Annotated in this window: 29 protein-coding genes; 19 read left to right on the forward strand and 10 right to left on the reverse strand. The window is 66.5% G+C overall.

What is annotated here, in order from left to right:
• The first annotated feature begins 2 nt into the window (after positions 1 to 2).
• The 4 genes from BJ987_RS17365 to pdxS all read left to right on the forward strand — a co-directional run bounded on the left by BJ987_RS17365 (position 3) and on the right by pdxS (position 4578).
• Positions 3 to 941 (forward strand): phosphatidylinositol mannoside acyltransferase, encoded by a 939-nt coding sequence (locus tag BJ987_RS17365; protein WP_209898590.1) that lies wholly within the window; start codon positions 3 to 5, stop codon positions 939 to 941.
• On the forward strand, positions 938 to 2062 hold the full coding sequence (locus BJ987_RS17370; RefSeq protein WP_209890923.1) for a glycosyltransferase family 4 protein: 1125 nt from the start codon (positions 938 to 940) through the stop codon (positions 2060 to 2062). Before BJ987_RS17365 ends, BJ987_RS17370 begins: the two co-directional genes overlap by 4 nt.
• Positions 2062 to 3084: an NUDIX hydrolase gene (locus tag BJ987_RS17375; protein WP_209898593.1), complete on the forward strand. Its 1023-nt coding sequence runs from the start codon at positions 2062 to 2064 to the stop codon at positions 3082 to 3084. The genes BJ987_RS17370 and BJ987_RS17375 overlap by 1 nt, the downstream gene beginning before the upstream one ends.
• A 591-nt stretch (positions 3085 to 3675) precedes the next feature.
• Positions 3676 to 4578 (forward strand): pyridoxal 5'-phosphate synthase lyase subunit PdxS, encoded by a 903-nt coding sequence (gene pdxS, locus BJ987_RS17380; RefSeq protein WP_372446871.1) that lies wholly within the window; start codon positions 3676 to 3678, stop codon positions 4576 to 4578.
• A gap of 461 nt (positions 4579 to 5039) precedes the next feature.
• Here pdxS and BJ987_RS37300 read toward each other — a convergent pair whose 3' ends face one another.
• Positions 5040 to 5579 (reverse strand): hypothetical protein, encoded by a 540-nt coding sequence (locus BJ987_RS37300; RefSeq protein WP_245366008.1) that lies wholly within the window; start codon positions 5577 to 5579, stop codon positions 5040 to 5042.
• A complete protein-coding gene (locus tag BJ987_RS17390; RefSeq protein ID WP_209890929.1) occupies positions 5576 to 6196 on the reverse strand; it encodes an RNA polymerase sigma factor in 621 nt (206 codons plus the stop codon). The genes BJ987_RS37300 and BJ987_RS17390 overlap by 4 nt, the downstream gene beginning before the upstream one ends.
• A 960-nt stretch (positions 6197 to 7156) precedes the next feature.
• Here BJ987_RS17390 and BJ987_RS17395 point away from each other — a divergent pair.
• Positions 7157 to 7999, forward strand: coding sequence for an MHYT domain-containing protein (locus BJ987_RS17395; RefSeq protein WP_209890932.1), 843 nt, complete (start codon positions 7157 to 7159; stop codon positions 7997 to 7999).
• Here BJ987_RS17395 and BJ987_RS17400 read toward each other — a convergent pair.
• Positions 7962 to 8795: a helix-turn-helix domain-containing protein gene (locus tag BJ987_RS17400; protein ID WP_209890935.1), complete on the reverse strand. Its 834-nt coding sequence runs from the start codon at positions 8793 to 8795 to the stop codon at positions 7962 to 7964. The two genes, BJ987_RS17395 and BJ987_RS17400, sit on opposite strands and share 38 nt — an antisense overlap.
• Positions 8796 to 8882: 87 nt before the next feature.
• Between BJ987_RS17400 and BJ987_RS17405 the strand changes: the two genes are divergently transcribed.
• Together BJ987_RS17405 and BJ987_RS17410 are read left to right on the forward strand one after the other, a co-directional pair.
• Complete coding sequence (locus BJ987_RS17405; RefSeq protein ID WP_245366010.1) at positions 8883 to 9284, forward strand: hypothetical protein; 402 nt, start codon at positions 8883 to 8885, stop codon at positions 9282 to 9284.
• A gap of 4 nt (positions 9285 to 9288) precedes the next feature.
• Positions 9289 to 9696 (forward strand): SgcJ/EcaC family oxidoreductase, encoded by a 408-nt coding sequence (locus BJ987_RS17410; protein ID WP_209890941.1) that lies wholly within the window; start codon positions 9289 to 9291, stop codon positions 9694 to 9696.
• Here the strand turns inward: BJ987_RS17410 and BJ987_RS17415 are convergent.
• The gene (locus tag BJ987_RS17415; RefSeq protein ID WP_209890944.1) at positions 9693 to 10307 is read right to left on the reverse strand and encodes a nucleoside/nucleotide kinase family protein; all 615 of its coding nucleotides are present in this window, start codon (positions 10305 to 10307) and stop codon (positions 9693 to 9695) included. The genes BJ987_RS17410 and BJ987_RS17415 overlap by 4 nt on opposite strands.
• A gap of 109 nt (positions 10308 to 10416) precedes the next feature.
• Here BJ987_RS17415 and BJ987_RS17420 point away from each other — a divergent pair, with 109 nt between their 5' ends.
• Entirely contained in the window at positions 10417 to 10914 is a 498-nt protein-coding gene (locus tag BJ987_RS17420) for a WKL family lipoprotein (protein ID WP_209890948.1), read from the forward strand.
• Positions 10915 to 11403: 489 nt separating this feature from the next.
• On the opposite strand, the gene BJ987_RS17425 is transcribed toward BJ987_RS17420, so the two are convergent.
• Positions 11404 to 12219 (reverse strand): methyltransferase domain-containing protein, encoded by an 816-nt coding sequence (locus BJ987_RS17425; protein WP_209890950.1) that lies wholly within the window; start codon positions 12217 to 12219, stop codon positions 11404 to 11406.
• A 172-nt stretch (positions 12220 to 12391) separates the two neighbouring features.
• On the opposite strand from BJ987_RS17425, the gene BJ987_RS17430 reads away from it, so the two are divergent.
• The 4 genes from BJ987_RS17430 (at position 12392) to BJ987_RS17445 (ending at position 15723) form a co-directional block, all read left to right on the forward strand.
• Entirely contained in the window at positions 12392 to 13213 is an 822-nt protein-coding gene (locus BJ987_RS17430) for an acyl-CoA thioesterase (protein ID WP_209890953.1), read from the forward strand.
• Positions 13214 to 13265: 52 nt separating this feature from the next.
• Positions 13266 to 13913 carry a pyridoxal 5'-phosphate synthase glutaminase subunit PdxT gene (gene pdxT / locus BJ987_RS17435; RefSeq protein ID WP_209890955.1) on the forward strand — a complete coding sequence of 216 codons (648 nt, stop codon included), beginning with the start codon at positions 13266 to 13268 and terminating at the stop codon, positions 13911 to 13913.
• A gap of 367 nt (positions 13914 to 14280) precedes the next feature.
• The gene (locus BJ987_RS17440; RefSeq protein WP_209890959.1) at positions 14281 to 14865 is read left to right on the forward strand and encodes a C1 family peptidase; all 585 of its coding nucleotides are present in this window, start codon (positions 14281 to 14283) and stop codon (positions 14863 to 14865) included.
• 105 nt (positions 14866 to 14970) lie between these two features.
• Positions 14971 to 15723, forward strand: coding sequence for a YebC/PmpR family DNA-binding transcriptional regulator (locus BJ987_RS17445; protein ID WP_209890963.1), 753 nt, complete (start codon positions 14971 to 14973; stop codon positions 15721 to 15723).
• Here BJ987_RS17445 and BJ987_RS17450 read toward each other — a convergent pair.
• The 3 genes from BJ987_RS17450 to BJ987_RS17460 form a co-directional block, all read right to left on the reverse strand.
• The gene (locus BJ987_RS17450; RefSeq protein ID WP_209890966.1) at positions 15708 to 16226 is read right to left on the reverse strand and encodes an SRPBCC family protein; all 519 of its coding nucleotides are present in this window, start codon (positions 16224 to 16226) and stop codon (positions 15708 to 15710) included. The genes BJ987_RS17445 and BJ987_RS17450 overlap by 16 nt on opposite strands.
• On the reverse strand, positions 16223 to 16582 hold the full coding sequence (locus BJ987_RS17455; RefSeq protein WP_209890971.1) for an ArsR/SmtB family transcription factor: 360 nt from the start codon (positions 16580 to 16582) through the stop codon (positions 16223 to 16225). Before BJ987_RS17455 ends, BJ987_RS17450 begins: the two co-directional genes overlap by 4 nt.
• A gap of 71 nt (positions 16583 to 16653) precedes the next feature.
• On the reverse strand, positions 16654 to 16968 hold the full coding sequence (locus BJ987_RS17460; RefSeq protein ID WP_209890974.1) for a DMT family transporter: 315 nt from the start codon (positions 16966 to 16968) through the stop codon (positions 16654 to 16656).
• Positions 16969 to 17097: 129 nt separating this feature from the next.
• Between BJ987_RS17460 and BJ987_RS17465 the strand changes: the two genes are divergently transcribed.
• The 5 genes from BJ987_RS17465 (at position 17098) to BJ987_RS17485 (ending at position 20562) form a co-directional block, all read left to right on the forward strand.
• A complete protein-coding gene (locus BJ987_RS17465; protein WP_209890977.1) occupies positions 17098 to 17607 on the forward strand; it encodes an O-acetyl-ADP-ribose deacetylase in 510 nt (169 codons plus the stop codon).
• Positions 17608 to 17701: 94 nt separating this feature from the next.
• Positions 17702 to 18271, forward strand: a complete 570-nt coding sequence (gene ruvC, locus BJ987_RS17470; protein ID WP_209898599.1) for a crossover junction endodeoxyribonuclease RuvC — start codon at positions 17702 to 17704, stop codon at positions 18269 to 18271.
• The gene (ruvA, locus tag BJ987_RS17475) at positions 18268 to 18873 is read left to right on the forward strand and encodes a Holliday junction branch migration protein RuvA (RefSeq protein ID WP_209890980.1); all 606 of its coding nucleotides are present in this window, start codon (positions 18268 to 18270) and stop codon (positions 18871 to 18873) included. Before ruvC ends, ruvA begins: the two co-directional genes overlap by 4 nt.
• 6 nt (positions 18874 to 18879) lie before the next feature.
• Entirely contained in the window at positions 18880 to 19989 is a 1110-nt protein-coding gene (ruvB, locus tag BJ987_RS17480) for a Holliday junction branch migration DNA helicase RuvB (RefSeq protein ID WP_209890983.1), read from the forward strand.
• A gap of 57 nt (positions 19990 to 20046) precedes the next feature.
• The gene (locus tag BJ987_RS17485) at positions 20047 to 20562 is read left to right on the forward strand and encodes a GtrA family protein (protein WP_209890986.1); all 516 of its coding nucleotides are present in this window, start codon (positions 20047 to 20049) and stop codon (positions 20560 to 20562) included.
• A 2-nt stretch (positions 20563 to 20564) separates the two neighbouring features.
• Here the strand turns inward: BJ987_RS17485 and BJ987_RS37745 are convergent, their stop codons facing one another.
• Positions 20565 to 21131: a DivIVA domain-containing protein gene (locus BJ987_RS37745; RefSeq protein ID WP_209890988.1), complete on the reverse strand. Its 567-nt coding sequence runs from the start codon at positions 21129 to 21131 to the stop codon at positions 20565 to 20567.
• Positions 21132 to 21198: 67 nt separating this feature from the next.
• Complete coding sequence (locus tag BJ987_RS17495; protein ID WP_209890991.1) at positions 21199 to 21891, reverse strand: TetR/AcrR family transcriptional regulator; 693 nt, start codon at positions 21889 to 21891, stop codon at positions 21199 to 21201.
• Between the two features lie 52 nt (positions 21892 to 21943).
• Here BJ987_RS17495 and BJ987_RS17500 point away from each other — a divergent pair, with 52 nt between their 5' ends.
• Entirely contained in the window at positions 21944 to 23449 is a 1506-nt protein-coding gene (locus BJ987_RS17500) for a flavin-containing monooxygenase (protein WP_209890995.1), read from the forward strand.
• A gap of 109 nt (positions 23450 to 23558) precedes the next feature.
• Complete coding sequence (gene yajC / locus BJ987_RS17505) at positions 23559 to 23924, forward strand: preprotein translocase subunit YajC (RefSeq protein ID WP_209890998.1); 366 nt, start codon at positions 23559 to 23561, stop codon at positions 23922 to 23924.
• The last annotated feature ends 40 nt before the right edge of the window (positions 23925 to 23964 follow it).

Consider the following 23964-nt stretch of genomic DNA (forward strand, 5'->3'; position numbering starts at 1 on the left):
CCATGCTGACCGATCGCGCCTACGCGGCCGGCTGGCGGTTGGTGCGGGCGCTGCCGGAGACGACCGCGCGCAAACTCTTCAACGCGGGCGCGGACCGGTTCGCCGCCCGCGGCGGGCCGAAACAGTTGCGGCGCAACCTGGCCCGGGTGCTGGGCGTCACGCCGGAGCACGTACCGGACGAACTCGTCCAGGCCAGTATCCGGTCCTACGCCCGGTACTGGCGGGAAGCGTTCCGGCTGCCGGGGATGGACCATGCCGCGCTGGGGCGTGAGCTTTCGGTGCAGGACATCCATCACCTCGAGGAAGCGCTGGCCGCCGGGCGCGGTGCGGTCTGCGTGCTGCCGCACTCCGGAAACTGGGATATGGCGGGGGTGTGGCTGGTGCAGAACCACGGCACCTTCGCCACCGTCGCGGAACGGTTGCAGCCGGAATCATTGTTCGAGCGATTCGTCGCGTACCGGGAAAGCCTCGGATTCGAGGTATTTCCCCTCACCGGCGGAGAGCAGCCGCCGTTCGCGGCCCTCGCCGAACGGCTACGCGAGAACAAGGTCGTGTGCTTGCTGGGGGAGCGAGACCTCACCGGCCGGGGCGTGCCCGTGGACTTCTTCGGTGAACGCACCTGGATGCCCGCCGGTGCGGCGAAGCTGGCGATCGAAACGGGAGCGGCGCTGATCCCGGTGCACACCTGGTTCACGGCTTCCGCCGACGGCCGCGAAGGCTGGGGCATGAAGACCGAAGCGCCGCTCGATGTTTCGGCCGGTGTCGAGTCCGCGACCCAGGCGCTGGCGGATCGCTTCGCCGCGAATATCGGTGCGCACCCGGCGGATTGGCACATGCTGCAACCGCTATGGGAAGGCGATCTATCAGCCGAACGGCTGGCGCGGATCGCCGCGGTGCGCAGCTCGTCCACCCCGCCGGCCGGCCCCGGGCGGACTCGATGAAAATCGGCATGGTCTGCCCGTATTCGTTCGACGTGCCGGGCGGCGTGCAAGCTCATGTGGTCGAGCTGGCCCGGGTGTTCATCGAACGCGGGCACAAGGTCAGCGTGCTCGCGCCCGCCTCCGAGGAGACTCCACTACCGGACTTCGTGGTGTCGGCGGGGCGCGCGGTGGCGATTCCCTACAACGGGTCGGTGGCGCGGCTGTCGTTCGGACCCATGGCCTACACCAGGATTCGGCGCTGGATCGACGGCAACGACTTCGATGTGCTGCACATCCACGAGCCGAACGCGCCATCGCTGTCCATGCTCGCGTTGAAGATCGCCGAGGGGCCGATCGTCGCGACATTCCATACCTCCACCACGAAGTCGTTGGTGCTCAGCACGTTTCAGGGTGTGTTGCGGCCCTACCACGAGAAGATCAGCGGCCGGATCGCGGTGTCGGAGCTGGCGCGGCGCTGGCAGGTCGAGGCACTCGGATCCGATGCCGTCGAGATTCCCAACGGAGTGGATGTGCCCGCGTTCGCGCGCGCGCCGATGCTGCCGGGCTATCCGAGAGCCGGTGGGACAGTGCTGTTCCTGGGTCGCTACGACGAACCGCGCAAAGGGATGTCGGTGCTGCTCGGGGCGCTGCCCGAGCTGGTGCGGCGGCATCCGGACGTGCAGGTCCTCATCGTCGGCCGCGGCGACGAGGACAGACTGCGCCGCGAAGCCGGGCCGCTGGCGAAACATCTGCGGTTCCTGGGGCAGGTGTCCGACGGCGAGAAAGCCTCGGCGATGCGCAGCGCCGATGTCTACGTGGCACCCAATCTCGGGGGTGAGAGCTTCGGCATCATCCTGATCGAGGCCATGGCCGCCGGAACCGCCGTGGTGGCCAGTGAATTGGACGCGTTCCGCCGGGTGCTGCGTGACGGCGCCGCGGGAATGCTTGTCCCCGTGGGTGATTCGGCTCGCGTCGCCGAAGCCCTGGACACTTTGCTCACCGACGGTGCACGCCGGGAGGCGCTGGTGCACACAGCGAATCAAGTGGTCGGCGAATACGACTGGCCGGTGGTCGCCGAACAGATCCTGCGGGTCTACGAGACCGTCACCGTCGGCCACACCCGGGTGCGGGCCGCCGGATGATCACCTTCTCCGCCACCACGGTCCTCGTTCTCGCGCTCATCGCGGCGGTCGTTCTCTCCATCGGTGTGTGGGCCTACTCCACCGCCAACCGGCTGGACCGCCTGCATGTGCGTTCCGACCAGTCCTGGCACGCCCTCGACAGCGCCCTGGCCCGGCGCGCGGTCGTCGCCCGTTCGGTGGCGCTCACCATCGCCGACGCGGACCTGGCCAAACGTCTGTCCACCTTGGCGGCGCAAGCCGAACGCGCCTGCCGCACCGACCGCGAAACCGTCGAGAACCAGCTGTCGGCAGCCCTTTCCACGGTCGACATCGGCACCCTGGCCCCGCAGCTGGTCGCCGAACTCGCCGACGCCGAAGCCCGCGTCCTCATCGCCCGTCGCTTCCACAACGACGCCGTCCGCGACACCCTGGCGCTGCGCACCCGCCGCTCGGTGCGCCTGCTGCACATCGCCGGCACCGCACCGCTGCCCACCTATTTCGAGATCACCGAGCGCGTCACCCCGGCGGCGTCCACCGGCCTCGAGGTCGACACCGTGCGCACCTCCGCCCGGATCGTCCTGCTCGACGCGGACGACCGCGTCCTGCTGATGCGCGGCCACGACCCCGCCACCCCCGACATCTCCTTCTGGTTCACCATCGGTGGCGGCGTCGAACCAGGAGAGTCGCTGCGTGCCGCCGCCGTCCGCGAACTGTGGGAGGAAACCGGCTACGAAGCCAACCCCGCCACCTTGCGCGGCCCGATCTGGCGTCGCGTCGCCGTCTTCCCGTTCAACCGCGAACTCATCCGCGCCGAAGAACTCTTCTTCGTCCTGCGCGTCACCGCCTTCGACCCGAAACCCGGCAACTTCACCACCATCGAACGCCGCTCCATTACCGGCAACAAATGGTGCACCCCCGCCGACATCGCCGCCCTCGACCGCTCCGGCGAAACCGTCTACCCCTACCACCTCGACGAACTGCTCCCCGCCGCCATCGCCGCCGCGGCCAGTGAATCCGAACTGGAAGTCACCTCCATTCGGTGAGTTAGCAGGCAATTCCGGTCGGTCGGTGCTGGCCTCGATCGGCCACGAGACCCTCCGTCCCTCTCGTCGGCGCGACGTGGGTTTCGTGAGTGGCGTGCGCGTCGAGGACCTGGCCCCGTCGTGAACGCCCGCGTGAGCAGACTCGCTTTCTGCGACGTGTCCGCAGCCCTGGGCACTGGATTTCCGGAGTTCCGCCGTCGAAACGATTCCGCGGGGTGTGACCCAGCGCGCTGTGATCTGGTTCACGATCGTGCTAGCTTCGGACTGGATCGGCCCCCGGCGGGTAAACCATTGCGGACGTGTTCAAAATTCGGCGTCGGCGCTCCAAATGTCTTGGGGCGGTCCCCTGTTCGGTCTGTGGAGGTAACTAACTCATGTCGTACCTGCTCTACGATTTCCTGTTGCCGCTCATGGGCCCGGCGGCCGCGCAGTACTGGGCGACGCTGCTGGTGGTCGCGCCGCTCTAGGCAGGCCCTCGGGTACCAGGCCAGTGGTGTGCAACTGGCTATCTAGTGGCTTTTCGGGCGGGCCTAGAATTGGGTCGATAGTTCTTCAGCGATCCGATTGGCACACATGACTCAGGAGACAGCCGTGACCACGCCCGAGACCACCAACACTGTCGGCACCGCGCGCGTGAAGCGCGGCATGGCCGAGATGCTCAAGGGCGGGGTGATCATGGATGTGGTTACCCCCGAGCAGGCCAAGATCGCCGAGGACGCGGGCGCAGTCGCCGTGATGGCGCTGGAGCGCGTCCCCGCCGACATCCGCGCCCAGGGCGGCGTTTCCCGGATGAGCGACCCGGACATGATCGAGGGCATCATCTCCGCCGTCTCCATCCCGGTGATGGCCAAGGCGCGCATCGGCCACTTCGTCGAGGCGCAGATCCTGCAGTCCCTCGGCGTCGACTACATCGACGAGTCCGAGGTGCTCACCCCGGCCGACTACGCCAACCACATCGACAAGTGGCAATTCACCGTGCCTTTCGTCTGTGGCGCCACCAACCTGGGTGAGGCGCTGCGCCGCATCACCGAGGGCGCGGCCATGATCCGTTCCAAGGGAGAGGCCGGCACCGGCGACGTCTCCAACGCCACCACCCACATGCGCCAGATCCGCGCCGAGCTGCGCAAGCTGCAGTCGCTGCCCAAGGACGAGCTGTTCGTCGCGGCCAAGGAACTGCAGGCGCCGTACGAGCTGGTGTGCGAGGTCGCCGAGACCGGCAAGCTGCCGGTGGTCCTCTTCACCGCCGGCGGCATCGCCACCCCGGCCGACGCCGCGATGATGATGCAACTCGGCGCCGAGGGCGTCTTCGTCGGCTCCGGCATCTTCAAGTCCGGCAACCCCGCCGAGCGCGCCGCCGCCATCGTGAAGGCCACCACCTTCTACGACGACCCGGACGTCCTCGCCAAGGTCTCGCGCGGCCTGGGTGAAGCCATGGTCGGCATCAACGTCGACGAGATCCCGCAGCCGCACCGCCTCGCCGAGCGCGGCTGGTAATCAGCTGGGGCGCTGGGTAATTCAGCGCCGAGTATTACGAACCGCCGGATGGTCTCTCGGACTGTCCGGCGGTTCTTTTTGTGTGGGTGTCAACCGCGAATGCTTACCGCAACCGGCTGGGGTGACTTGCGAGCGAGTTTGGGGCCGATGCTCCCTTTGGCGACTTGCGGCTGCGAGGTCAGGAATCTGGTGTTCCTCGGTTGTCGAAGAAGACCTAGTCGAGCACGTCGCTATCGTGGTCCGAAACGGCGTTTGTCTACGGGGTGGGGAATGAATGGCCGCGAAAAGCCCGACCCGTCCCGCGCGGCGACCGAAGGCCGCGCGGAGTCCTTGCTCAGTGCGCACGAAAGGGCGGCGATTCGCCTTTATGCCTGTGCGTCAGCAGCGCTCACGTTCGCGGACATCGACCCGATTCTGCTCGATGCCGCAGACCAGCTTCAAGTTCGATCCCGAGTAGCGGCTCAGCCGTGCCACTGATCGAGCCGTTCCTTGCGGGGGATACCGCCAGGTCCAGCTGCGGGGGACTCGTCTTCGTGGCGTTCAATATAGCGTTTGGAGAGCAGGATGACAGCTTGCTGCCAGAGCATGTCCAGCTGTCCGGCGAGTGCCGCTATGCGGTCGTGAACAGTGCGGTTGTGGACTGAATCGGTATCGCTCAGGAGTTCGTCGAGTTCCATTCCGGCCCGTGCTTGTTCGCGGGTCAGCGGTCGGTCGGGCAGCCAGCTCAGATGCCAAGTGCCCGTTTCTGCATCGCGCCATGCCGATTCGGGGGTGATGCTGCTGGTTATGGACGAACTGCCCTCGCGCAACGTTCCAGAACCCGCCGACGCTGTGATACTTGGTGAGTCGAGTTCGAGGGTGGCCTTCAGACGAGCTAGACCAGCCTCAACGTTGTAATGGTGTTCGGGAAGGTTTTGGGTCAGGAGATCGTCCAGTGCACCGAACATCTGCTCGACAGGAATGGGGGTTGCGGCCTGCTCGCGCGACTTGTCGTCGGTCATGCCTGCACCTCGCCTTCGGCCCTTGCACCGAGCACGCGGTATCCCGGCGCGATGAATCTTTCCTCGGACGGGAACAAGATCTGAATTCCTGCACCCTCCATAATGTGTCTGATTTTCCGCCGTGCTCTGCTCTTATGCGAGTACACCGTGGACACGGTCACCGCAAGGGCGGCTGCGATTTCCTCGTCGGGGCGTTGCAGCGCCCACGCCAGCAGCGCCACCTGGTATTCGGTGTCGGTCAGCTCACGCGACACCGCGAACCAGAACCGTCTGATCGCGTCGTGGCTAGCCACTCGATCCGCCGGATCTGATAGGGCAGACCCAGTTTTGTCCACCGCCGGCAAAACAGCGTCGTCGAGCGGGGTCATCCCGTTGCTCCGAGAGGCGGCTTGCTTGCGTCGCACGTCGATCACACGTCTGGCTGCGATTTTCATGATCAGCTGCTGGGCGTGTTGGTCGGATATTCCAAAGAAATCCCGACCGTACTGCTCGGTGACAGCAACGAAGACCTGTTGCACGATGTCTTCCGCCTGGACTGTGTCGCCCCGTAATGCCTTGTGTGCGTAGCGATACACCGCAGCGGAGTGCAACCGGAACAGCCTCTCGATCTCGACCACCGCGCCTGGGCCCATCTCATGTACCTGTCTCGTTCGGGCTGTCAGCATCTGACGGTTGCGCTGTGGCCCGCTCGCCTACCTCGACCACGAGTTCTGACACCACGCCTCCGGCGCGCCGGATTGTGCTCGTGACAGTGGTGCCTGCCGGTGCTTTCTGCACAAGCATCCGAGTTGTCCGGTGCTGCTGAAAGTTTCGCACGCAAGCAGCGACCTCGTAGCTGATTAGGGTGCAAACCGGCGCCAGCACAATCCATGCTCCATGGCTGGTCACGCTCTGCCATGCATCCAAGGCCCACTGCAGCGTCATAATCATCTACTCGCGGCGCCCCCGCCGAACCTTGAGGCTCCCGCGCGTCGTCCATGTGGGCTCTGCGCTCGCGTCCTGCATATGAAGGATTTGCGGACGCTGACTGCGATGTTCCCTGGCGCGCCCGTCATGCGGGCGCGCCGAGGTGGTTCGCTGGATTGTGCCCCTGGAAGTCAGGTCGGGTCGGGCATTGCGGTGCTCGGTCCGGTTCCTGTCATCCACTCCGGAACCGGTGGATTCCCTCGCTCCAATTCCACACCGCGAGGCAGGAATTTCTGCACTATTCGTTGGTCTTTGGCGTGTGGAAACACTCTGATGGTGATCAGGTCCAGCGAAGAGGAGTCGGATGCTCGTCAACACCGCGCAGGCAGTGTCATCACCAGGGAGTTGAACCAACCGTGGGCCACTTTGATCGCTGCAACCCGCGGTGATTGCTGGGTGGATGCGAAATGTCAAGGGCCGCATACATGGATCCAGAGCGTCGTGATGGCTGAGCCACGCGCCCGCTACCAGCGCGCATACCCCGCAGCAAACGCCAGCTACTTTTCCAGGAGGTGGGTGCGGCAAATTTACTACCTGCTGGTTCGTCGCTAGTGTTGGCACTGAATCACCGGTGAGCACAGTCGAATACCTGCTTCTGGCAAGGAGTCCGCATGCTGGAAATCGACCAGTTCGCCTATGGCTGGCTTACTCCCGTTCTCGCCTATGTCATGTCGGTCACCGGCTCGTTGCTGGCGCTACGCTGCATGGTCCGGGCGCGCCACGGCGACGGGCACGGTGGCTGGGTGGCGACCGGGGCGGTCGCCTTGGGCGGCACCGGCATCTGGGTCATGCATTTCATTGCGATGCTTGGCTTTTCGGTGCGCAACGCCACCATTCGCTATGACATTCCGGTCACTCTGTTCAGCGCCGCGATCGCGATGGGCGTGGTGTGGGTCGGTTTGTCGATCGTCGGGCGACGGCACGGGGATCTGACGGCGCTGTTGACCGGTGGCACGATCACCGGGCTCGGTGTCGGCGCCATGCACTACTCCGGGATGTACGCGATGAAAACCGATGCGGCAGTTCGGTACGACCCGTGGATCGTGCTGCTCTCGCTGGTGATCGCGGTGGTGGCCGCGACGGCCGCGCTGTGGTTCACCCTCCATGTGCGGGGCCTTGCCGCCACCGTCGGTGCGGCGCTGATCATGGGGATCGCGGTGTGCGGAATGCATTACACCGGCATGTTTTCCATGCGAGCGCACGTGGCCGAGCACATGCACGCGCCCACCGGCGCGCAGGCCGGGCAACTGCTCACTCCCCTGATCGTGGCGGTGAGCATGGTGACGATGGTGACGCTGCTGCAGGTCGGACTCAGTGATATCGACGAACCGGACCTGAGCCGGATCGCGGGACAGCGCGCGAGCCGGTACTGGCCGAGTCATGAGAACGGCGACGCCGGGCACCCGGATGGGAACGCTAAGGGGACATTCCGGCATCGGCATCGGCGGTGGTGAGGTCGAAGAGCCGGGCCAGCGTGATCGCGGTGAAATCGTCCAGGGGATAGAACAATTCGATCGCCAACTCCGACAGCGTGACATCGGCGGGTGCGCCGAAGGTGACCATGGTGCTGAACATCTGGAGCTCTCCCATCGGGGTGGCGATGCGCAGCGGGACCGCGAAGGGCGTCGGGGCCCGCAGATCGGATTCCGTGCCGGGCGGCACCGGATACCCGGAGACCTCGTCGTACAGTTCGCGCAGGATCGGATCTCCGGTGGCTTGGACCTGGCGTAACAGCCTGTCCAGCAAGAACTCTCGGACCTGGCCGTGATTGACCATGTACGTGGTGGCATCCGGGCTGCCCGGGTGCAGGGCGAGGCGATACATGTTGGGACACTCCATGAGCCGGTCGTCGACCTCGCCTTCGAACAGGGCCATCGCGCGGTTGGTGGTGACTACGTTCCAGTAGCGGTCGACCACCACGGCCGGGTACGGCTCGTGTGCGCTCAGCATGGCTTCCAGCGCCGTTCGGGCCGAGGAGAGCTCCTCGTCGTCGAGGCTGCTCTCGCGGTACTCCGGGGCGAAGCCACCCGCCAGCAGCACCGTATTGCGTTCGCGCAGCGGCACCTCCAATACTTCGCACAACTTCAACACCATGGCGCGGCTCGGCTGCGCCTTGCCGGTCTCGACACAGGACAGATGCCGCGCGGAACTGTCGGCGGCCAAGGCCAGCTCGAGCTGACTCAGCCGCCGCCGCTGCCGCCACTCTCGTAGCAGCGCGCCGACCGGAGATTCCTGCACCGAACGCGTCATTCCGACAGGCTATCGGCCTGCGGGTCGGCACCTCCATGACCTCTGAGGTCATTGAGACCATGACCGATGGCTGGCACCGTCGCTTCCATGACGACCTCGACGAACCTCGATACCGGCCCCGGTTTACGAACCGCCCTGCGCGTGGATGGTTGGAGCACCGGCGCGTTCGGACTCTTCCTACTGGCCACCGCTCCGGCCCTGAGCGAACCACTCGGCTTGCCCACCTCCTGGTCGGTCCCGTTCGGTGTGGCGATGCTGGGCGGCGCGGCGGCACTGTTGCTCATCGCGGGATATCGGGAGATTCCGGCGCGGTTGGCGGGGGCCGTCGTGGCGGTCAATGCCGCTGCCGCGGTGGTGATGGTCGAGCTGGCCTGCACCGATCTGATGCCACTGACGGGCTGGGGCCGTGCTTTCCTGGTGGTGGGCGCGGTGTTCGTCGCCGCTTTCGCCGCCCTCGAGTACGCGGGCCTGCGCCGCGGGGATCGGTGACGTGATGTCCGACGAAACCTCTGTCCTCGCACTGCTTCGCGCCCAGATGGACGCCTGGGCCGCCGGTGACGGCGCTGCCTTCGCCGCTACGTTCACACCGGATGCCGACTTCGTCTCGGTCATCGGTGAATTCGTCCGCGGCCGGACCGAACTCGCCACCGTCATGCAGGCGGGCTTCGACGGGTTCATGAAAGGCACCCGCATGGCCGAACCGGATAGCTGCACGATCCGCTTCCCGACGCCCGACACCGCGGTTCTGGTCACGGTTGGCGACCGTCCGATGCCGCCCGGCGAACCGGCCCCGCCCGGGGCTCGATCGGTGCAGACCCGGGTGGCGGTGCGCACCAAGGGAACCTGGTTGTTCACCACCTTCCAGAACACGCGCATCAGCGAGTTCCCGCCAGGTGGCTAAGCCTGGACACGCACTGCCGGACGATCTGGGTGGTCCCAGGCGACGAGGATGTCGGGCTCGGCGTCGTGCGTCTTCTCGTGCTCGAGTATCGCCTTGATGGTGAACAGGTCGGCGGGTGCGGTGCGGCGGCGCAACGCCCCTTCCGACATACGCAGCGACACGGCGAGTTCGAAGGCGAGATTCCGTCCGAGCAACATCGGACCCGCCACCAGCAGCACAGTGTTCGGCGCGGCGGCTCGGATCCGGGCCCGCGCCGACCGATCGGCGCGCTCGTCCCACAGGGCGGGCAGCCAGCGGCCGTACTGCCGAAGTGCCACCAGCACTTCGCGATTCAGCGAGTCGAAGTCGAACCAAGCCGTGCGGTAGGTGAATTCGTCGGTCGGATCGTATTCCAAGCGCAGGGAAGCCGGGCGCACGAAATCGTGCAGCGCCACCACCTCGGCGGGCCGGCCGCCGGTCCGCAGCCGCTCGGCCACCTGCCGCGCCAGGGTGATCGGGTCGGCGGCGTCGGCCCCGTCGATCGCGATCACCGCATGCCCCGGCAGTTCGGCCGCGCGCGCGGCGATCAGATCGGCCAGGGCGGGCGGCGTGATAGCGGTGAACTCGGGCACCGGACCATCATGCTCGAACTCTTCGACCGGGCTCACAGCTGTCTTACTCTTCCCACAGACCCGCTGGATAGCTTCAGGATTCGACTCTGACCGAACAAAGGACGAGCAGTTGAAGCTTCGCAACACCGGACGTATCGCCATCGCCGGCCTGGCCATGGTGGCCGCGCTCGGCCTGACCGCCTGCGGCAGTGACGACAAGCCGGACTCGAAGCCGACGCGCACCACGACCAGCGCCCCGGCCACGAGCGCCGCGAACCTGCCCGCTGTTCCGACCGCCGCCGAGCTCAACGCTCAACTCCAGAAGGCACTCGATCCGAACGTGCCCAACGCTGACAAACTCGAGTGGATCCAGGGCGCGGAAGCGGACCCGGAACTCCCGAACCGCCTCGCCGAGGCCTACAAGAGCACCAACGCCAGCATCGAAGTCACCGACGTCACCGCCTTCGGCGACACGGTGAACGCGAAGGCGAAACTGGTATTCAACGGCCAGGAGAACATCGCCGACGTCCCCTTCGTCGCCGAAAACGGCCAGTGGAAGGTCCAGAAAACCTGGGTCTGCCAGATGCTCCAACTGGCCAACCAGCCCTCGGCCGCCTGCCCCGCCTGATCGCAACCAGCGATCTGACTGTTCCGCTCGATCGCGCGACCAGCGATCTGACTGTTCGCGCGACCGGGCGACCTGAGGTCCGGCCTGCGCGCGACCAGCGATCACCTGCCCCTTTTGGCGGCGCGACCGGTGATCTGTCCTCAGCTTGGTGGCGTGACGGGTGATCTGATTGCCCGGTTTGGTTGCGCGATCAGCGATTAATTGCTGGTTTGGTAGCGCGGCCGCTGATGAGGTTGTTCCGCTTGGTGGCGCGACCGGCGATCTGAATCCCGGCCTGATCGCGCGCCGCCCGATCTGACTGCCCGGTTTGGTCGCTGCCGCCGCTCAGTCTGTCCGCTTGATCGCGTTACCAGCGGTCTGAGGCCTCGCCTAATCCGCCCGACCAGCGGTCTGAGGCCTCAGCTACTCCGCCCGACTAGCGCCCCTGATCGATCCGACCCCGATTACTTCATCGAGCCCACATGCTCCGCACCCGCCCGTAACTCACCGCTACGGCCGGTGCGCGAGGACCGCGAACATGGTCACCGAGAAGTGGAAGTCGCCGATATCGACGCCGTGACGCAGGTCGGCGATCAGTTCGTCCCGCTGCGTGGCGGTGATGACACCACCGGCCACGGCTGCAGCGGTGCTGGCGTGGAACAAGGTGTCGATGACGCCGGGATCCCAGATCACCGCATCGGCGCCGATGTCGTCGACGATCAGGCCCGCTGCGGTGAGCAGTCCGCGGAGGTGGCGTCCGGAATGGCGATTGGTGGTGTTGCTGAGCCACGCATCGTGTAGTGCCCGAACCACTTCGGGGTCGCCCGGATGGATGATGCTGGTGGACCAGTCGCTGTCGATGAGGACGACACGGCCACCCGGGCGCAGGATGCGGGCGATCTCGGCGGTCGCGCGGGCGGGTTCGTCGAGATGCTGGTAGACCCGCTCGCAGCGCACCACGTCGAAACTGGCGTCGGGGAAGGGCAGGTCGTAGGCGTCGCCTTGCACGAACTCGGCCGCGACGCCGAGCGCCGCCGCTCGCGCAGTGGCCTCGGCCACCATGGCCGGGTTGGGGTCCACACCGGTAGCGGCACCGCTCGGCCCGGCCGCGGCGGCCAGCGCCACCACCTCCGAGCCGGTTCCGGAGCCGATGTCCAACGCCCGATCGCCTGGCCGCACGCCCAACGCGTCCAACGCCCAGCGCCGAAGCCGGCGCACACCCGGCAATTCCGATTGCGCGTCCAGGATGCTGACGAGCAGCGCGTGCTGTTCGGCGTCACTTGGCTGATCGGAGCGGAACGACGGTATGGACTCGGGCTCGGCCATGCTCCAGTTCTACGCCGACTTCCGGCGGTCGCACATCGTAAAGCGACTCGCCGACCCGTGACAGGTGTCGGCTGTTTGCCCGGCTTGTCCGAAAACGGTGTGCGCGTGTCGGCGCGGCGGCAGCGGGCAGTCGGGCAAATGTGACGTAACCCGGCCGGATAATGTGGCGCGCATGGCGACGATCGAAGAGGCGCTGGAAATCGAGCGGCTCGAACGCGACATTTTCCGCGGGGCATCCACCAAGACTCAGTTGCCGCGCACGTTCGGCGGACAGGTGGCCGGCCAGGCGCTGGTGTCGGCGGTGCGGACGGTCGAGCCGCAGTTTCAGGTGCATTCCCTGCACGGCTATTTCCTGCGTCCCGGCAACCCCGCGGAACGGACCGTGTATCTGGTGGACCGGATCCGCGACGGGCGCTCGTTCTGCACGCGGCGAGTCACCGGCGTACAGGACGGCAAAGCGATCTTCACCATGTCCGCCTCCTTCCACTCCGGCGATCAGGGCCCCGAGCATCAGGACGTGATGCCGCAGGTGTCCGAGCCCGAGGGCCTGCCCGACGCGCACACCACCATGAGCCCGGAACGCCTGTGGGCCATGCGCGAATGGGAGCACTGGGACATCCGGCCGGTCCCGCCCGAGGAGGTGTCGCGCCGCGACGGTGTCGTTTCCCAGCAGCAGGTCTGGTTCCGCTACCGGCACCCGCTGCCCGACGACCCGCTGTTCCACGTCTGCACTCTCGCCTACATGAGCGATATGACGTTGCTCGGCTCCTCCAAGGTCATCCACCCCGACGAGGAGACGCAGAACGCCTCGCTCGACCACGCCATGTGGTTCCTGCGCCCGTTCCGTGCCGACGACTGGCTGCTCTACGACCAGTCCTCGCCCTCCGCGGGATTCGGCCGGGCCCTCACCGGCGGCAAGATCTTCAACCGTCAGGGTGAACTCGTCGCCGCGGTCGTGCAGGAGGGTTTGATCCGCACGCTGCGCGAGGGCTGACCGAGCCCGGCGTGAGCGCGCCCACAATGCGGGTCGCCGTATTCTTCGAGGCATGGTTGAGCAGTCGGTGACTACCGCGCGGGTGTCGCAGCGGACAACGAGCGCGCCCCGGATCGGCGTACTCGCCTTGCAGGGTGACGTACGTGAGCACTTCGCCGCCCTGATGCACGCCGGCGCCGAACCGGTCAGCGTCCGCCGCTTGGCCGAACTCGAATCGGTGGACGCGCTCGTGCTGCCCGGTGGCGAATCCACGGCGATCAGCAAACTGCTCGAGGCCTTCGAACTGCTGGAGCCGCTGCGCGCCCGGCTCCGTGCCGGTATGCCCGCCTTCGGCTCCTGTGCCGGCATGATTCTGCTCGCTTCCGAGGTGCTGGACACCCGCCCCGACGCCCAGCATCTGTCCGGCATCGATATGACGGTGCGCCGCAACGCCTTCGGTCGCCAGGTCGACTCGTTCGAAACCGACCTGGACTTCACCGGACTCGACACTCCGATCCGCGCCGTCTTCATCCGCGCCCCCTGGGTGGAGCGCGCGGGCGCGGGTGTCGAGGTGCTCGCCACCGTCCCCAGCGGCCCGTTCGCCGGTCGCATCGTGGCGGCGCGCGAGGGCAATGTCCTGGCCACCTCGTTCCATCCCGAGGTCACCGGCGATCTGCGCGTGCACGACCTGTTCGTCGAGATGGTCCGCGCTGCCGCGTAGCCGGCACCGGTCCGCGTAGCGAAAGCGCTGATCAACGCCGCGGAATCGGGTATGCGGTACTCGCGATCCAGCACGTACGAACGACGACGATTGTGCTATCCGGGCAGCAAATCGCCCCCCCCGATCACCAATACCCAAGGGGCTCCGAGTCCACGGAGTCTGTCCCGGCTGAGGCTCGGGTCTGCAATCTGGTTCCTTCCCGCGAGACCGAGCGGGACTGGACTTTCGGCGACGCGGTTGCCGTCGGCACGCTCGGCGCGGTGGCCGCGCTACCACAGGCGGTGGATCTGCGCCGCGCCTGGTGGACCATCGGTGACCAGGAGGACACCGATGGTCCTGCGTCGGGTGGGCGACCGGGGATGGGCTGATGCGCTATCACCTGGTCACCGCGAACACGCTGGACAAGACCGACCGGGTCTCGCCGCGCTTCATCTGGATGAGCTCGAAGGAGACCGATGAATTCGATCAGCGGCCCGAGACATTCATCGAAGGCGGCGGCACCTCGTTGAAGGCGGCGGTCGAGGTGTGCCGGAAATACGGAGCGGTGCGGGAGGAGATGCTGCCGTTCCACATCGTCACCAAGATGTACACCGGAGCGGAGAACGTGTTCTGGGCGCATGCCGCGCAACATCGGGTGGCCTCCTACTTCAATCTGCGCAAGGATTTGGCCAACTGGAAGGCGTGGCTCGCCAACCACGGTCCTATTCTGGCGGGCTTCGGCGTGGACAAGACGTGGGACAACGCCACTGCGAATGGCGGCGTCCTGGACGAGTTCAGTCCCGGCACGGTCCGTGGCGGGCACGCGGTCGCGGTCGTCGGCTACCAGGCCAACGGTCGTTTCATTCTGCGCAACAGCTGGGGCAGCGCCTGGGGTGACAACGGCTTCGCCTACGCGAGCCCCGCCTACATCGCCGGCGCGTTCTTCGACGAGTCCTACGGAGTCACTCTCTGATCAAGCCCTGAGAAGGTCAGCGTGACCGGCCGAGTAGGCTTGGGAAGTTGTCCGCTCGGCCGGACACACGTCCACACGTGCAATTCGACCTGAAGGAAGTAGGGCATGAGCGGCCATTCCAAATGGGCCACCACCAAGCACAAGAAGGCGGGGATCGACGCCAAGCGCGGCAAGCTCTTCGCCAAATTGATCAAGAACATCGAGGTGGCGGCGCGCACGGGTGGCAGTGACCCCGCGGGCAACCCGACGCTGTACGACGCCATCCAGAAGGCGAAGAAGTCGTCGGTTCCCAATGACAACATCGAGCGCGCCCGCAAGCGCGGCGGTGGCGAAGAGGCCGGCGGCGCGGACTGGCAGACCATCATGTACGAGGGCTACGGCCCCAATGGTGTCGCCGTGCTGATCGAGTGCCTCACCGACAACCGCAATCGCGCGGCGGGCGAGGTCCGGGTCGCGATGACCCGCAACGGCGGCAACATGGCCGATCCGGGCTCGGTGTCGTACCTGTTCGGCCGTAAGGGTGTGGTCACCCTGGAGAAGAACGGCCTGTCCGAGGACGACGTGCTGATGGCGGTGCTCGACGCCGGCGCCGAAGAGGTCAACGACCTGGGTGATTCGTTCGAGATCATCACCGAGCCCAGCGACCTGATCCCGGTGCGCGAAGCGCTGCAGGCCGCCGGAATCGACTACGACTCGGCCGAATCCGGCTTCCAGCCGTCGGTGTCGGTCGCGGTCGACGCCGACGGCGCCCGCAAGGTGATCAAGCTCGTCGACGCGCTGGAGGACAGCGACGACGTGCAGAACGTCTACACCAACGTCGATATCCCCGACGAGGTACTGGCTCAGTTGGAGGACTGACCCCGCACGAGGTCCTCGTAGTACTGGGCCATGGCGGGGTAGTAGTCACCGAAATCGGGACGGCTCGCACTACCGGTGTGGGCCGCCTCGAACATGTCCAGGTAGTACTCCCAGCCGGGCCCCACCTGGGGGGCCATGTCCAGCTTGTCGTCGGCGAGGTGCTGGATGAAGCGGAATTCGGTGGTCCCGTTCTGCTCGGTCAGCAGCACTTCGAGTAGCCAGGAACCGGCCTCGTCGGTCGCGGAGACGGCCAAGCGGTGCGGCGGTTCGCAAGCTTCGACGCGCATTTCGGTCCAGGGCCGGCCCTCTTCGAAACTCAACTGCACCTTGATGTTCCGGCCCGGTGCGGCTTCCCCCGTCCACGGTCCGTACCAGCGGGCGGTGCGATCGGGTTCGGTCAGGCTCGCCCACACGTCGCCGATCGGGGCGCGGTAAGTGCGAGTCAATATCAGGTCGTGCCCGGCGTCGGTGGCGAGCAGAAGTCCGGTCGGTTGTTTGGTCATGCGGTGTTCTCCCTTGCGGTTTTCGGGTCGGCCGGGGCCCGGTGCTCGCGCCGCGTCCGGTAGACCTCGGTTTCCAATGCGTCGAAGCGGCGTTCCCAGCCGGCGCGGCCGAATCTCGATATCCAGTCGGTGATTTGGGTGAGCGGTTCGGCGTGCAGCGCGTAGTAGCGCTCACGCCCCACGATTTCGGCTCGGACCAGGCCGCTTTCGCGCAGTACCCGCAGGTGCCGGCTGATCGCGGGCCTGCTGATATCGAACCGCTGCGCGATGTCGCCCGCGGTGAGTCGCTGCCCGTCCAGCATTTCCAGAATCGCCCGCCGAATGGGATCGGCGATCGCCGCTGCCACTTCGTCCACACCCAAAGCGTAACCAGTTGGTTACGCTTTGTCGAGCGGTTGTGCGGCAGGAGCCGCCGTACTTCGGCGCTTCAGTGGAAAAGCTTCAGGCCGACCACGCCGCAGACGATCAGGACCAGGCAGAGAATGCGCGACACGGCATGTGACTCGCCGAGGAAGACCATCCCGACGAGCGCGGTCCCGATAGCGCCGATGCCGACCCATACGGCGTAGCCGGTGCCGACGGGGATGTCGCGCAATGCGATGCCCAGCCCCGCCATGCTGAGCAGCAGTGCGATCGCGAAGATCACGCTGGGTATCGGCTTGGAGAAGCCCTCGGATCGGTCCAGCGCGACGGCCCATGCGGTTTCCATCATTCCGGAGACGACAAGCAGGATCCAGGCCATGTAGCCAACGTTAAGCGACCGAACAATATTGCTGATGGAAGCACTGTTCGGCGCGTCCGGAGCAGCGACCCGCTATCGGGCAGCTCCTAGCCGGGGCCGGTATCTCGCCGAGGGTGGGAGAATGCGCGCATGGTTTCCCTGGTGCTGGTACGCGGCGACATCACCGGACAATCGGTGGACGCGATCGTCAACGCGGCCAACTCCTCGCTGCTCGGCGGCGGGGGAGTGGACGGTGCGATCCACCGTCGCGGTGGTCCGGAAATTTTGGCCGAGTGCCGCGCACTGCGTGCCTCGCGGTACGGCAAGGGATTGAAGACCGGTCAGGCCGTCGCGACCACCGCGGGCGAACTGGATGCCCGCTGGGTCATCCACACCGTCGGCCCGGTCTGGTCCGCCACCGAGGACCGCTCCGACCTGCTGGCCTCCTGTTATCGCGAATCATTGCGTGTCGCAGACGAACTCGGCGCCCGCACCGTCGCCTTTCCCGCCATCTCCACCGGCATCTACCGCTGGCCGCTGGACGACGGCGCGCGCATCGCCGTGGAAAGCGTGCGCGCCACCGTGACTCGGGTCTCGGAGGTGCGGTTCGTCCTCTTCGACGAAAATGCGTACTCTGCCTTCGCCGCTCAGGTGAACTAGCGGACGTGCCGTCCGCTGGAGTGTCCTTGCGGAGAGTCGGACGAGATTCCACTAGACTCTCGAACAGTTGTTCGTGTCTGCGAGAGGGGTTTTCGTGCGGGTGATGGGCGTCGACCCCGGGCTCACCCGGTGCGGCATCAGCATGGTCGAGGGCGGGTTGGGCCGCAAGGTCACCGCGCTCGCCGTGGACGTGGTGCGGACGCCTCCCGAGTTGGACCTCGCGCAGCGGCTGATGCTGGTGGCCGACGCGGCCGAATCCTGGATGGACACCCACCGGCCCGAGGCGGTCGCGATCGAGCGGGTGTTCGCGCAGCACAATGTGCGTACCGCCATGGGCACGGCGCAGGCCGGCGGGGTGATCGCGCTCGCGGCGGCGCGGCGCGGCATACCGGTGCATTTCCACACACCCAGCGAGGTCAAGGCGGCGGTGACGGGCAGCGGCACCGCCGGCAAGGCGCAGGTGACCACGATGGTGACGCGGATCCTCGGCTTGACGGTGGCGCCGAAACCGGCGGACGCGGCCGATGCGCTGGCTCTGGCCATCTGTCATTGTTGGCGGGCGCCGTTGCTGGAACGCATGGCCAAAGCCGAAGCGCAGGCGGCCGAGGTGCGCCGGCGCTACACCGAAAAGCTCGCTGAACAACGGAAGGCGGTACGCGGGTGATCGCGTCGGTACGCGGTGAGGTGCTCGAAATCGCGCTCGATCACACGGTGATCGAGGCCGGTGGTATCGGGTACCGGCTGAACGCCACCCCGTCGACATTGGCCATGCTCACCCGCGGCGAGGAGATCCGGCTCTACACCGCGATGATCGTGCGCGAGGATTCCCAGACCTTGTTCGGGTTCGCCGACACCGAATCGCGCGACCTGTTCGGTCTGCTGCAAACCGTGTCCGGTGTCGGCCCCCGCCTGGCGATGGCGGTGCTCGCGGTGCTGGAGCCCGAAGCCCTGCGCAAGGCACTCGCGGAAAGCAACGTGGCGGCGCTGACCAGGGTGCCGGGCATCGGCAAGCGCGGCGCCGAGCGCATGGTCGTCGAACTGCGCGACAAGGTGAATCTCATTCCCGTGCAGGCGGGCCCGCCGGGCAGTGCCCCCGCGGTCGCGGTGACGCCGGTGCGTGATCAGGTGGTGGAGGCGCTGACGGGTCTGAGCTTCCCGCTCAAACAGGCCGAGCAGGCGGTGGATTCGGTGCTGGCCGAGCAGCCCGCCGCCGACACCGCTGCCGCCTTGCGCGCCGCACTGAGCCTGCTCGGCAAGAACCGATAGGCCGCCATGGATTACGAAGAGACTGTGCCCGACGAACCCGCGTCCGACGCGGAATCTCAGGTCAGCGCAAGCTATTTGAAGTCCGACGGGGACATCGAGGCCAGTCTGCGCCCGAAATCCCTGGACGATTTCATCGGCCAGCCGCGCGTGCGCGAACAGCTGGCGCTGGTGCTGCGGGGTGCCAAGCAGCGTGGCGGTACCCCTGATCACGTGCTGCTGTCCGGCCCGCCCGGGCTCGGCAAGACCTCCATGGCCATGATCATCGCGGGCGAACTCGGCACGGCACTGCGCATCACCTCCGGCCCCGCGCTGGAACGCGCGGGAGATCTCGCGGCCATGCTCAGCAATTTGGTCGACGGCGACGTGCTGTTCATCGACGAAATCCACCGCATCGCCCGGCCCGCCGAGGAGATGCTCTACCTGGCCATGGAGGATTTCCGCGTCGACGTGGTGGTCGGCAAAGGTCCCGGCGCCACCTCGATCCCGCTGGACATCGCCCCCTTCACCCTGGTCGGCGCGACAACTCGCTCCGGCGCGCTGACCGGTCCGCTGCGGGACCGGTTCGGGTTCACCGGCCACATGGATTTCTACGAACCCGACGAGCTGCTGCGCATTCTGCTGCGGTCGGCCCAGATCCTCGGTGTCGAAGTGGAACGCGACGCCGCCGCGGAGATCGCTGGTCGCTCCCGTGGCACGCCGCGTATCGCGAACCGCCTGCTGCGTCGCGTCCGCGACTACGCCGAGGTCCGCGCCGACGGGCACATCACCCGCCCGATCGCGCAAGCGGCTCTCGAGGTCTACGACGTCGACGCACTGGGCTTGGACCGTTTGGACCGGGCTGTCTTGTCCGCGCTGGTCCGCGGTTTCAACGGCGGCCCCGTCGGCGTCTCCACCCTCGCGGTCGCGGTGGGCGAGGAAGCGGCCACCGTCGAGGAAGTGTGTGAGCCGTTCCTGGTCCGCGCCGGGATGGTGGCGCGCACTCCGCGCGGTCGTGTCGCCACCGCCGCGGCCTGGGAACATCTCGGTCTGCTGCCACCCGCCGATCTCGCTTTCGGTTCCATCGACGTCCGTGCCCGCGAACCCCAGCCGACGCTGGATCTTTTCGACCGCCCCTAGCAGACGGCGGCTTCCCCGGACGGGCGCGCCGCCGATCTCCCCGCTACAGTCGGTCGCATGACCGTGGTGCAGTCTGTTGTCGATCGTTTGCCGGAGCCCTATCGCTCCAAGGCGATTCAGCACCGCGAGCTGATGAAATTCGCGGTGGTCGGCGCGGTCACCTGGTTCATCGACACCGGTGTCGTGTACGCCGCGAAGCTGACGGTGCTCGGTGAGAAGCCGCTGACCGCGCGGCTGCTGGGTGTGCTGATCGCGATCATCGCGTCCTACATCCTGAACCGCGAGTGGTCGTTCCGCACCCGGGGCGGCCGCCAGCGTCACCATGAGGCGGCCCTGTTCTTCGCCGTCAGCGCGCTGGGCATCGCCGTCACGCTGGTGCCCCAGGCGATCTCGCTCTATGTCCTGAATCTGCGGGTACCGCATGTCGGCCCGCTCACCCAGGCGGTGGCCAACTTCGTCACCGGCCAGATCCTCGGCGTCCTGCTCGCGATGGGCTTCCGCTTCTGGGCGTTCCGCCGCTTCGTCTTCCCGGATGACCTGCGCGAAGCCGAACTCCACACCATTCAGGGCTGAAATCAGTGGTGCGGGCTCTTTTCGAGCGCCGTGACGACCAGATCCATGAAAGCGTCGACTTCGTCGCGCGCGTAACCCCGGGTCCCGAGCCGCGCTTCGGTGAAATGCACCCCGCGCACATCCGCGATGGTGAGGCTGCCCGGACCGCCGTGCGCCAGCGTGGCGGCGACTAAATCCATGAAGGCGTCGACTTCCTCCTCGTGATATCCGCGCCGCCCGACCGGCGCGGAGGTGAACCGCATCCGGTGTACGTCGTCGGGGGTCAGCAGGGCGGCGGGCTCGGAACCGTTGGCGCCCGCGGGCACCGGGCGCGACCCGCGCTGCCGGATCTCCAACTCGATCCGTACCCGGTCGAGGAACTCGTCGACCTGCTCGGCCTGATATCCGCGGCCGCCGAAGCGCGGCGCGTCGAAGTGCACGTGCCGGACATCGTCGGCGGTGAGTACGCCGGTGCCGGCCAACGTCGAGGCGACCAGTTCCATGAACGCGTCGACTTCGTCCGCGTGGTAGCCGCGATGCCCGACCGGTGGCATGGCGAAATGGATCCGGCTCACGTCCTCGGGGGTCATCACCCGGATTATTGTGGCAGGGTCGAACAGGTGCTGCTCAGTCTTTGCTGAACGCATCCGAGCGGTCTCATTCCTTGCGTACGCCGTCGACGAGTAGACGGCGGATCGCCTCGGTCAGCGCGGCGATGGCGGCTTCGTCGGGATCGCGCAGCCCGTGCACGATGCCGGCGAGCAGCATGCCGGTCACGGCCTTGGCGGTATTCAGGGTGTCGAGATCCGCACGCAGATAACCCAATTCGACACCGTGCTCGAGGTATCCCGCGGTCAGCGCGTCGGCGGTGTCGAGCAGTCCGTAGAGCCGGGCGGTGAGTTCGTCGTCGATTCCGGTGGCGTGGAACAGCAGCAACTGCGCGATCCGGCGGTCCTGGATCAGGATCCGGGTGAGGGCGGTACCGATCCGATCGAGCTGCGCCCGGTACTCGTCGAGGCTGGTGGCCGCGTCGGGTGCGTTCTCGGTACCCAGCGTTTCCACGATGCGCCCGGCCAGATCGTCGATGACGTGGTCGATGATGTCGCGCTTATTGCTGAAGTACCGGTAGAACGTGCCGTGCCCGATGCCGAGCTGGCCCGCGATATCGGCGATGCCGGTGGCGTGATAGCCCTTCTCGGCGAAGCAGACGAACGCGGTATCGATGATGCTCTGGCGCAGTTCGGCTTTGCGGCGCGCTACGGCGCCGCCGGCCACCGCTCGGGGGGCTCGGGTCGGTGGCTGGGTCACGGGTGCGATGATACAGTCGTCACAAACGGAATGATGTGTCATTCCGCTTGGCGTCTCATTCGAAGACGCTTGGTTCACAATCTGGAGGTTCGACGTGGCGCCTCAATTCGATGCCATCGTGGTCGGTGCGGGATTCGGCGGAATGGGTGCGGGCATCGAGCTCGACCGGCTCGGCCTGAGCAATTACGTGATCCTGGAGCGGGAAGCCGATCTCGGCGGCACCTGGCACGTCAACCACTACCCGGGTCTGGCCGTCGATATCGCCTCGGTCACCTACTCCTATTCTTTCGAGCCCAACCCGTACTGGACGCGCCTGTTCGCCCCGGGCAAGGAGCTCAAGCGCTACGCCGAACACGTCGCCGGTAGATACGGCCTGCGCCGCCGGATGCGGTTCTCCACCGTGGTGGACGGCGCACGCTGGGACGAGGAGCGGCAGCAGTGGACGGTCTCGATCGAGGGTGGTGAAACCCTCACCGGCCGTTACCTGCTCACGGCGACGGGCTTCCTCTCCCAGCCCTACACCCCGCCGTTCCCCGGCATCGACACCTTCGGCGGCAAGATCATCCACACCACCGCGTGGGAGGACGATTTCGACCTCACCGGCCGCAAGGCCGCGATCATCGGCACCGGCGCCACCGCGGTGCAGCTGGTGCCGGAGGCGGCGAAGAAGGTCGCCGAGCTGACCGTCTTCCAGCGCACCCCGATCTGGGTGGTGCCCAAGGTCGACACCGCGATCCCGGCCCCGGTACAGCGGCTCTTCGCCGAGGTCCCGGCCACGCAGAAGGCCGCGCGTGTGGTCAACACCGCCATGCTCGAAGCGCTGATGGTGGTCGGTGTGCTGCACTACAAGCAGGCCAAGCCACTGAACAAGGCCGCCGCGCTGCTCGCCAAGGCGCACCTGTTCGCCCAGGTCCGGGACAAGCGGACGCGCGAGCGACTGACCCCGAAGTACGACTTCGGTTGTAAGCGCCCCACCTTCTCCAACCACTACTTCAAGGTCTTCAACCAGCCGCACGTGCACCTGGAGACCAACTCGATCGAGCGCATCGAAGTCGACGGCATCGTCACCGCCGACGGCCGCAAGACCGAGATCGACACGTTGATCCTGGCCACCGGGTTCGATCTGTGGGACGTGAACTTCCCGGCCATCGAGATCATCGGCCGCGACGGCGTGAATCTCGGAAAGTGGTGGCGCGACAACCGCTTCCAGGCCTACGAGGGCATCACGGTGCCGAAGTTCCCGAACTTCCTGAGCTTGAACAGCCCCTACTCCTACAGCGGCCTGTCCTACTTCACCACCATCGAGGGGCAGATGAAACACATGGCCCGCCTCTTCGGGGAGATGTTCCGGCGCGGCGAGCACACCTTCGAGGTGACCCAGCAGGCGAATGAGCGGTTCCTGGATCAGGTCACGGACAAACTCGGCGATTCGGTGTTCTACGGCGGCGACTGCGCGGGCGCGCGCAGCTACTACTTCAACCAGCACGGCGAAGCCGCGCTGCTGCGCCCGAACAGCACCGTCAGCACGCACAAGCAGGCGGTGAGTTTCCCGCTCGACGATTATTCGTTCGGTGCGGCGGGTGTAAAGGCCTCTGCCTGAGCGGGTCCCCGCGCATATCAGGTGTGCCGGTGTGGCGGCGGATACAGGAACTGGCAGACTATGGGCGTACCTGTCCATTCATCCACAAGACTAGGGACTGACTTCGACGATGGAATTCCTGTTTCCGCTCCTGCTGGCAGGCATGCTCGTGTTCATGTACATGGGCATTCGCCGCCAGAAGAAGGAGGCCGAGAAGGTCGCCGACATGCAGAGCAGCCTGAAGGTCGGTGACTCTGTCGTCACCACGTCGGGCCTCTACGGCACCGTGGTCGACGTCGACGACGCCACCGTCGATCTGGAGATCGCCGAGGACGTCGTCACCACCTGGCTGCGTCAGGCGATCCGCGAGCTCCGCACCGATGATGTGTCGAGCACCGGCGAGACCGTCGCCGACGAGGCTGTTACCGATGATGCCGAACCGGTCGTCGTCGAAGAGTCCCCCGCGCAGACCGAAACCCGGCTGACCAAGGACTGACCTTTCGCCGCACCGCCCGCGAGTCGTAGTGTCGCGGGCG

This window comes from Nocardia goodfellowii (assembly GCF_017875645.1).
Lineage (GTDB): Bacteria > Actinomycetota > Actinomycetes > Mycobacteriales > Mycobacteriaceae > Nocardia > Nocardia goodfellowii.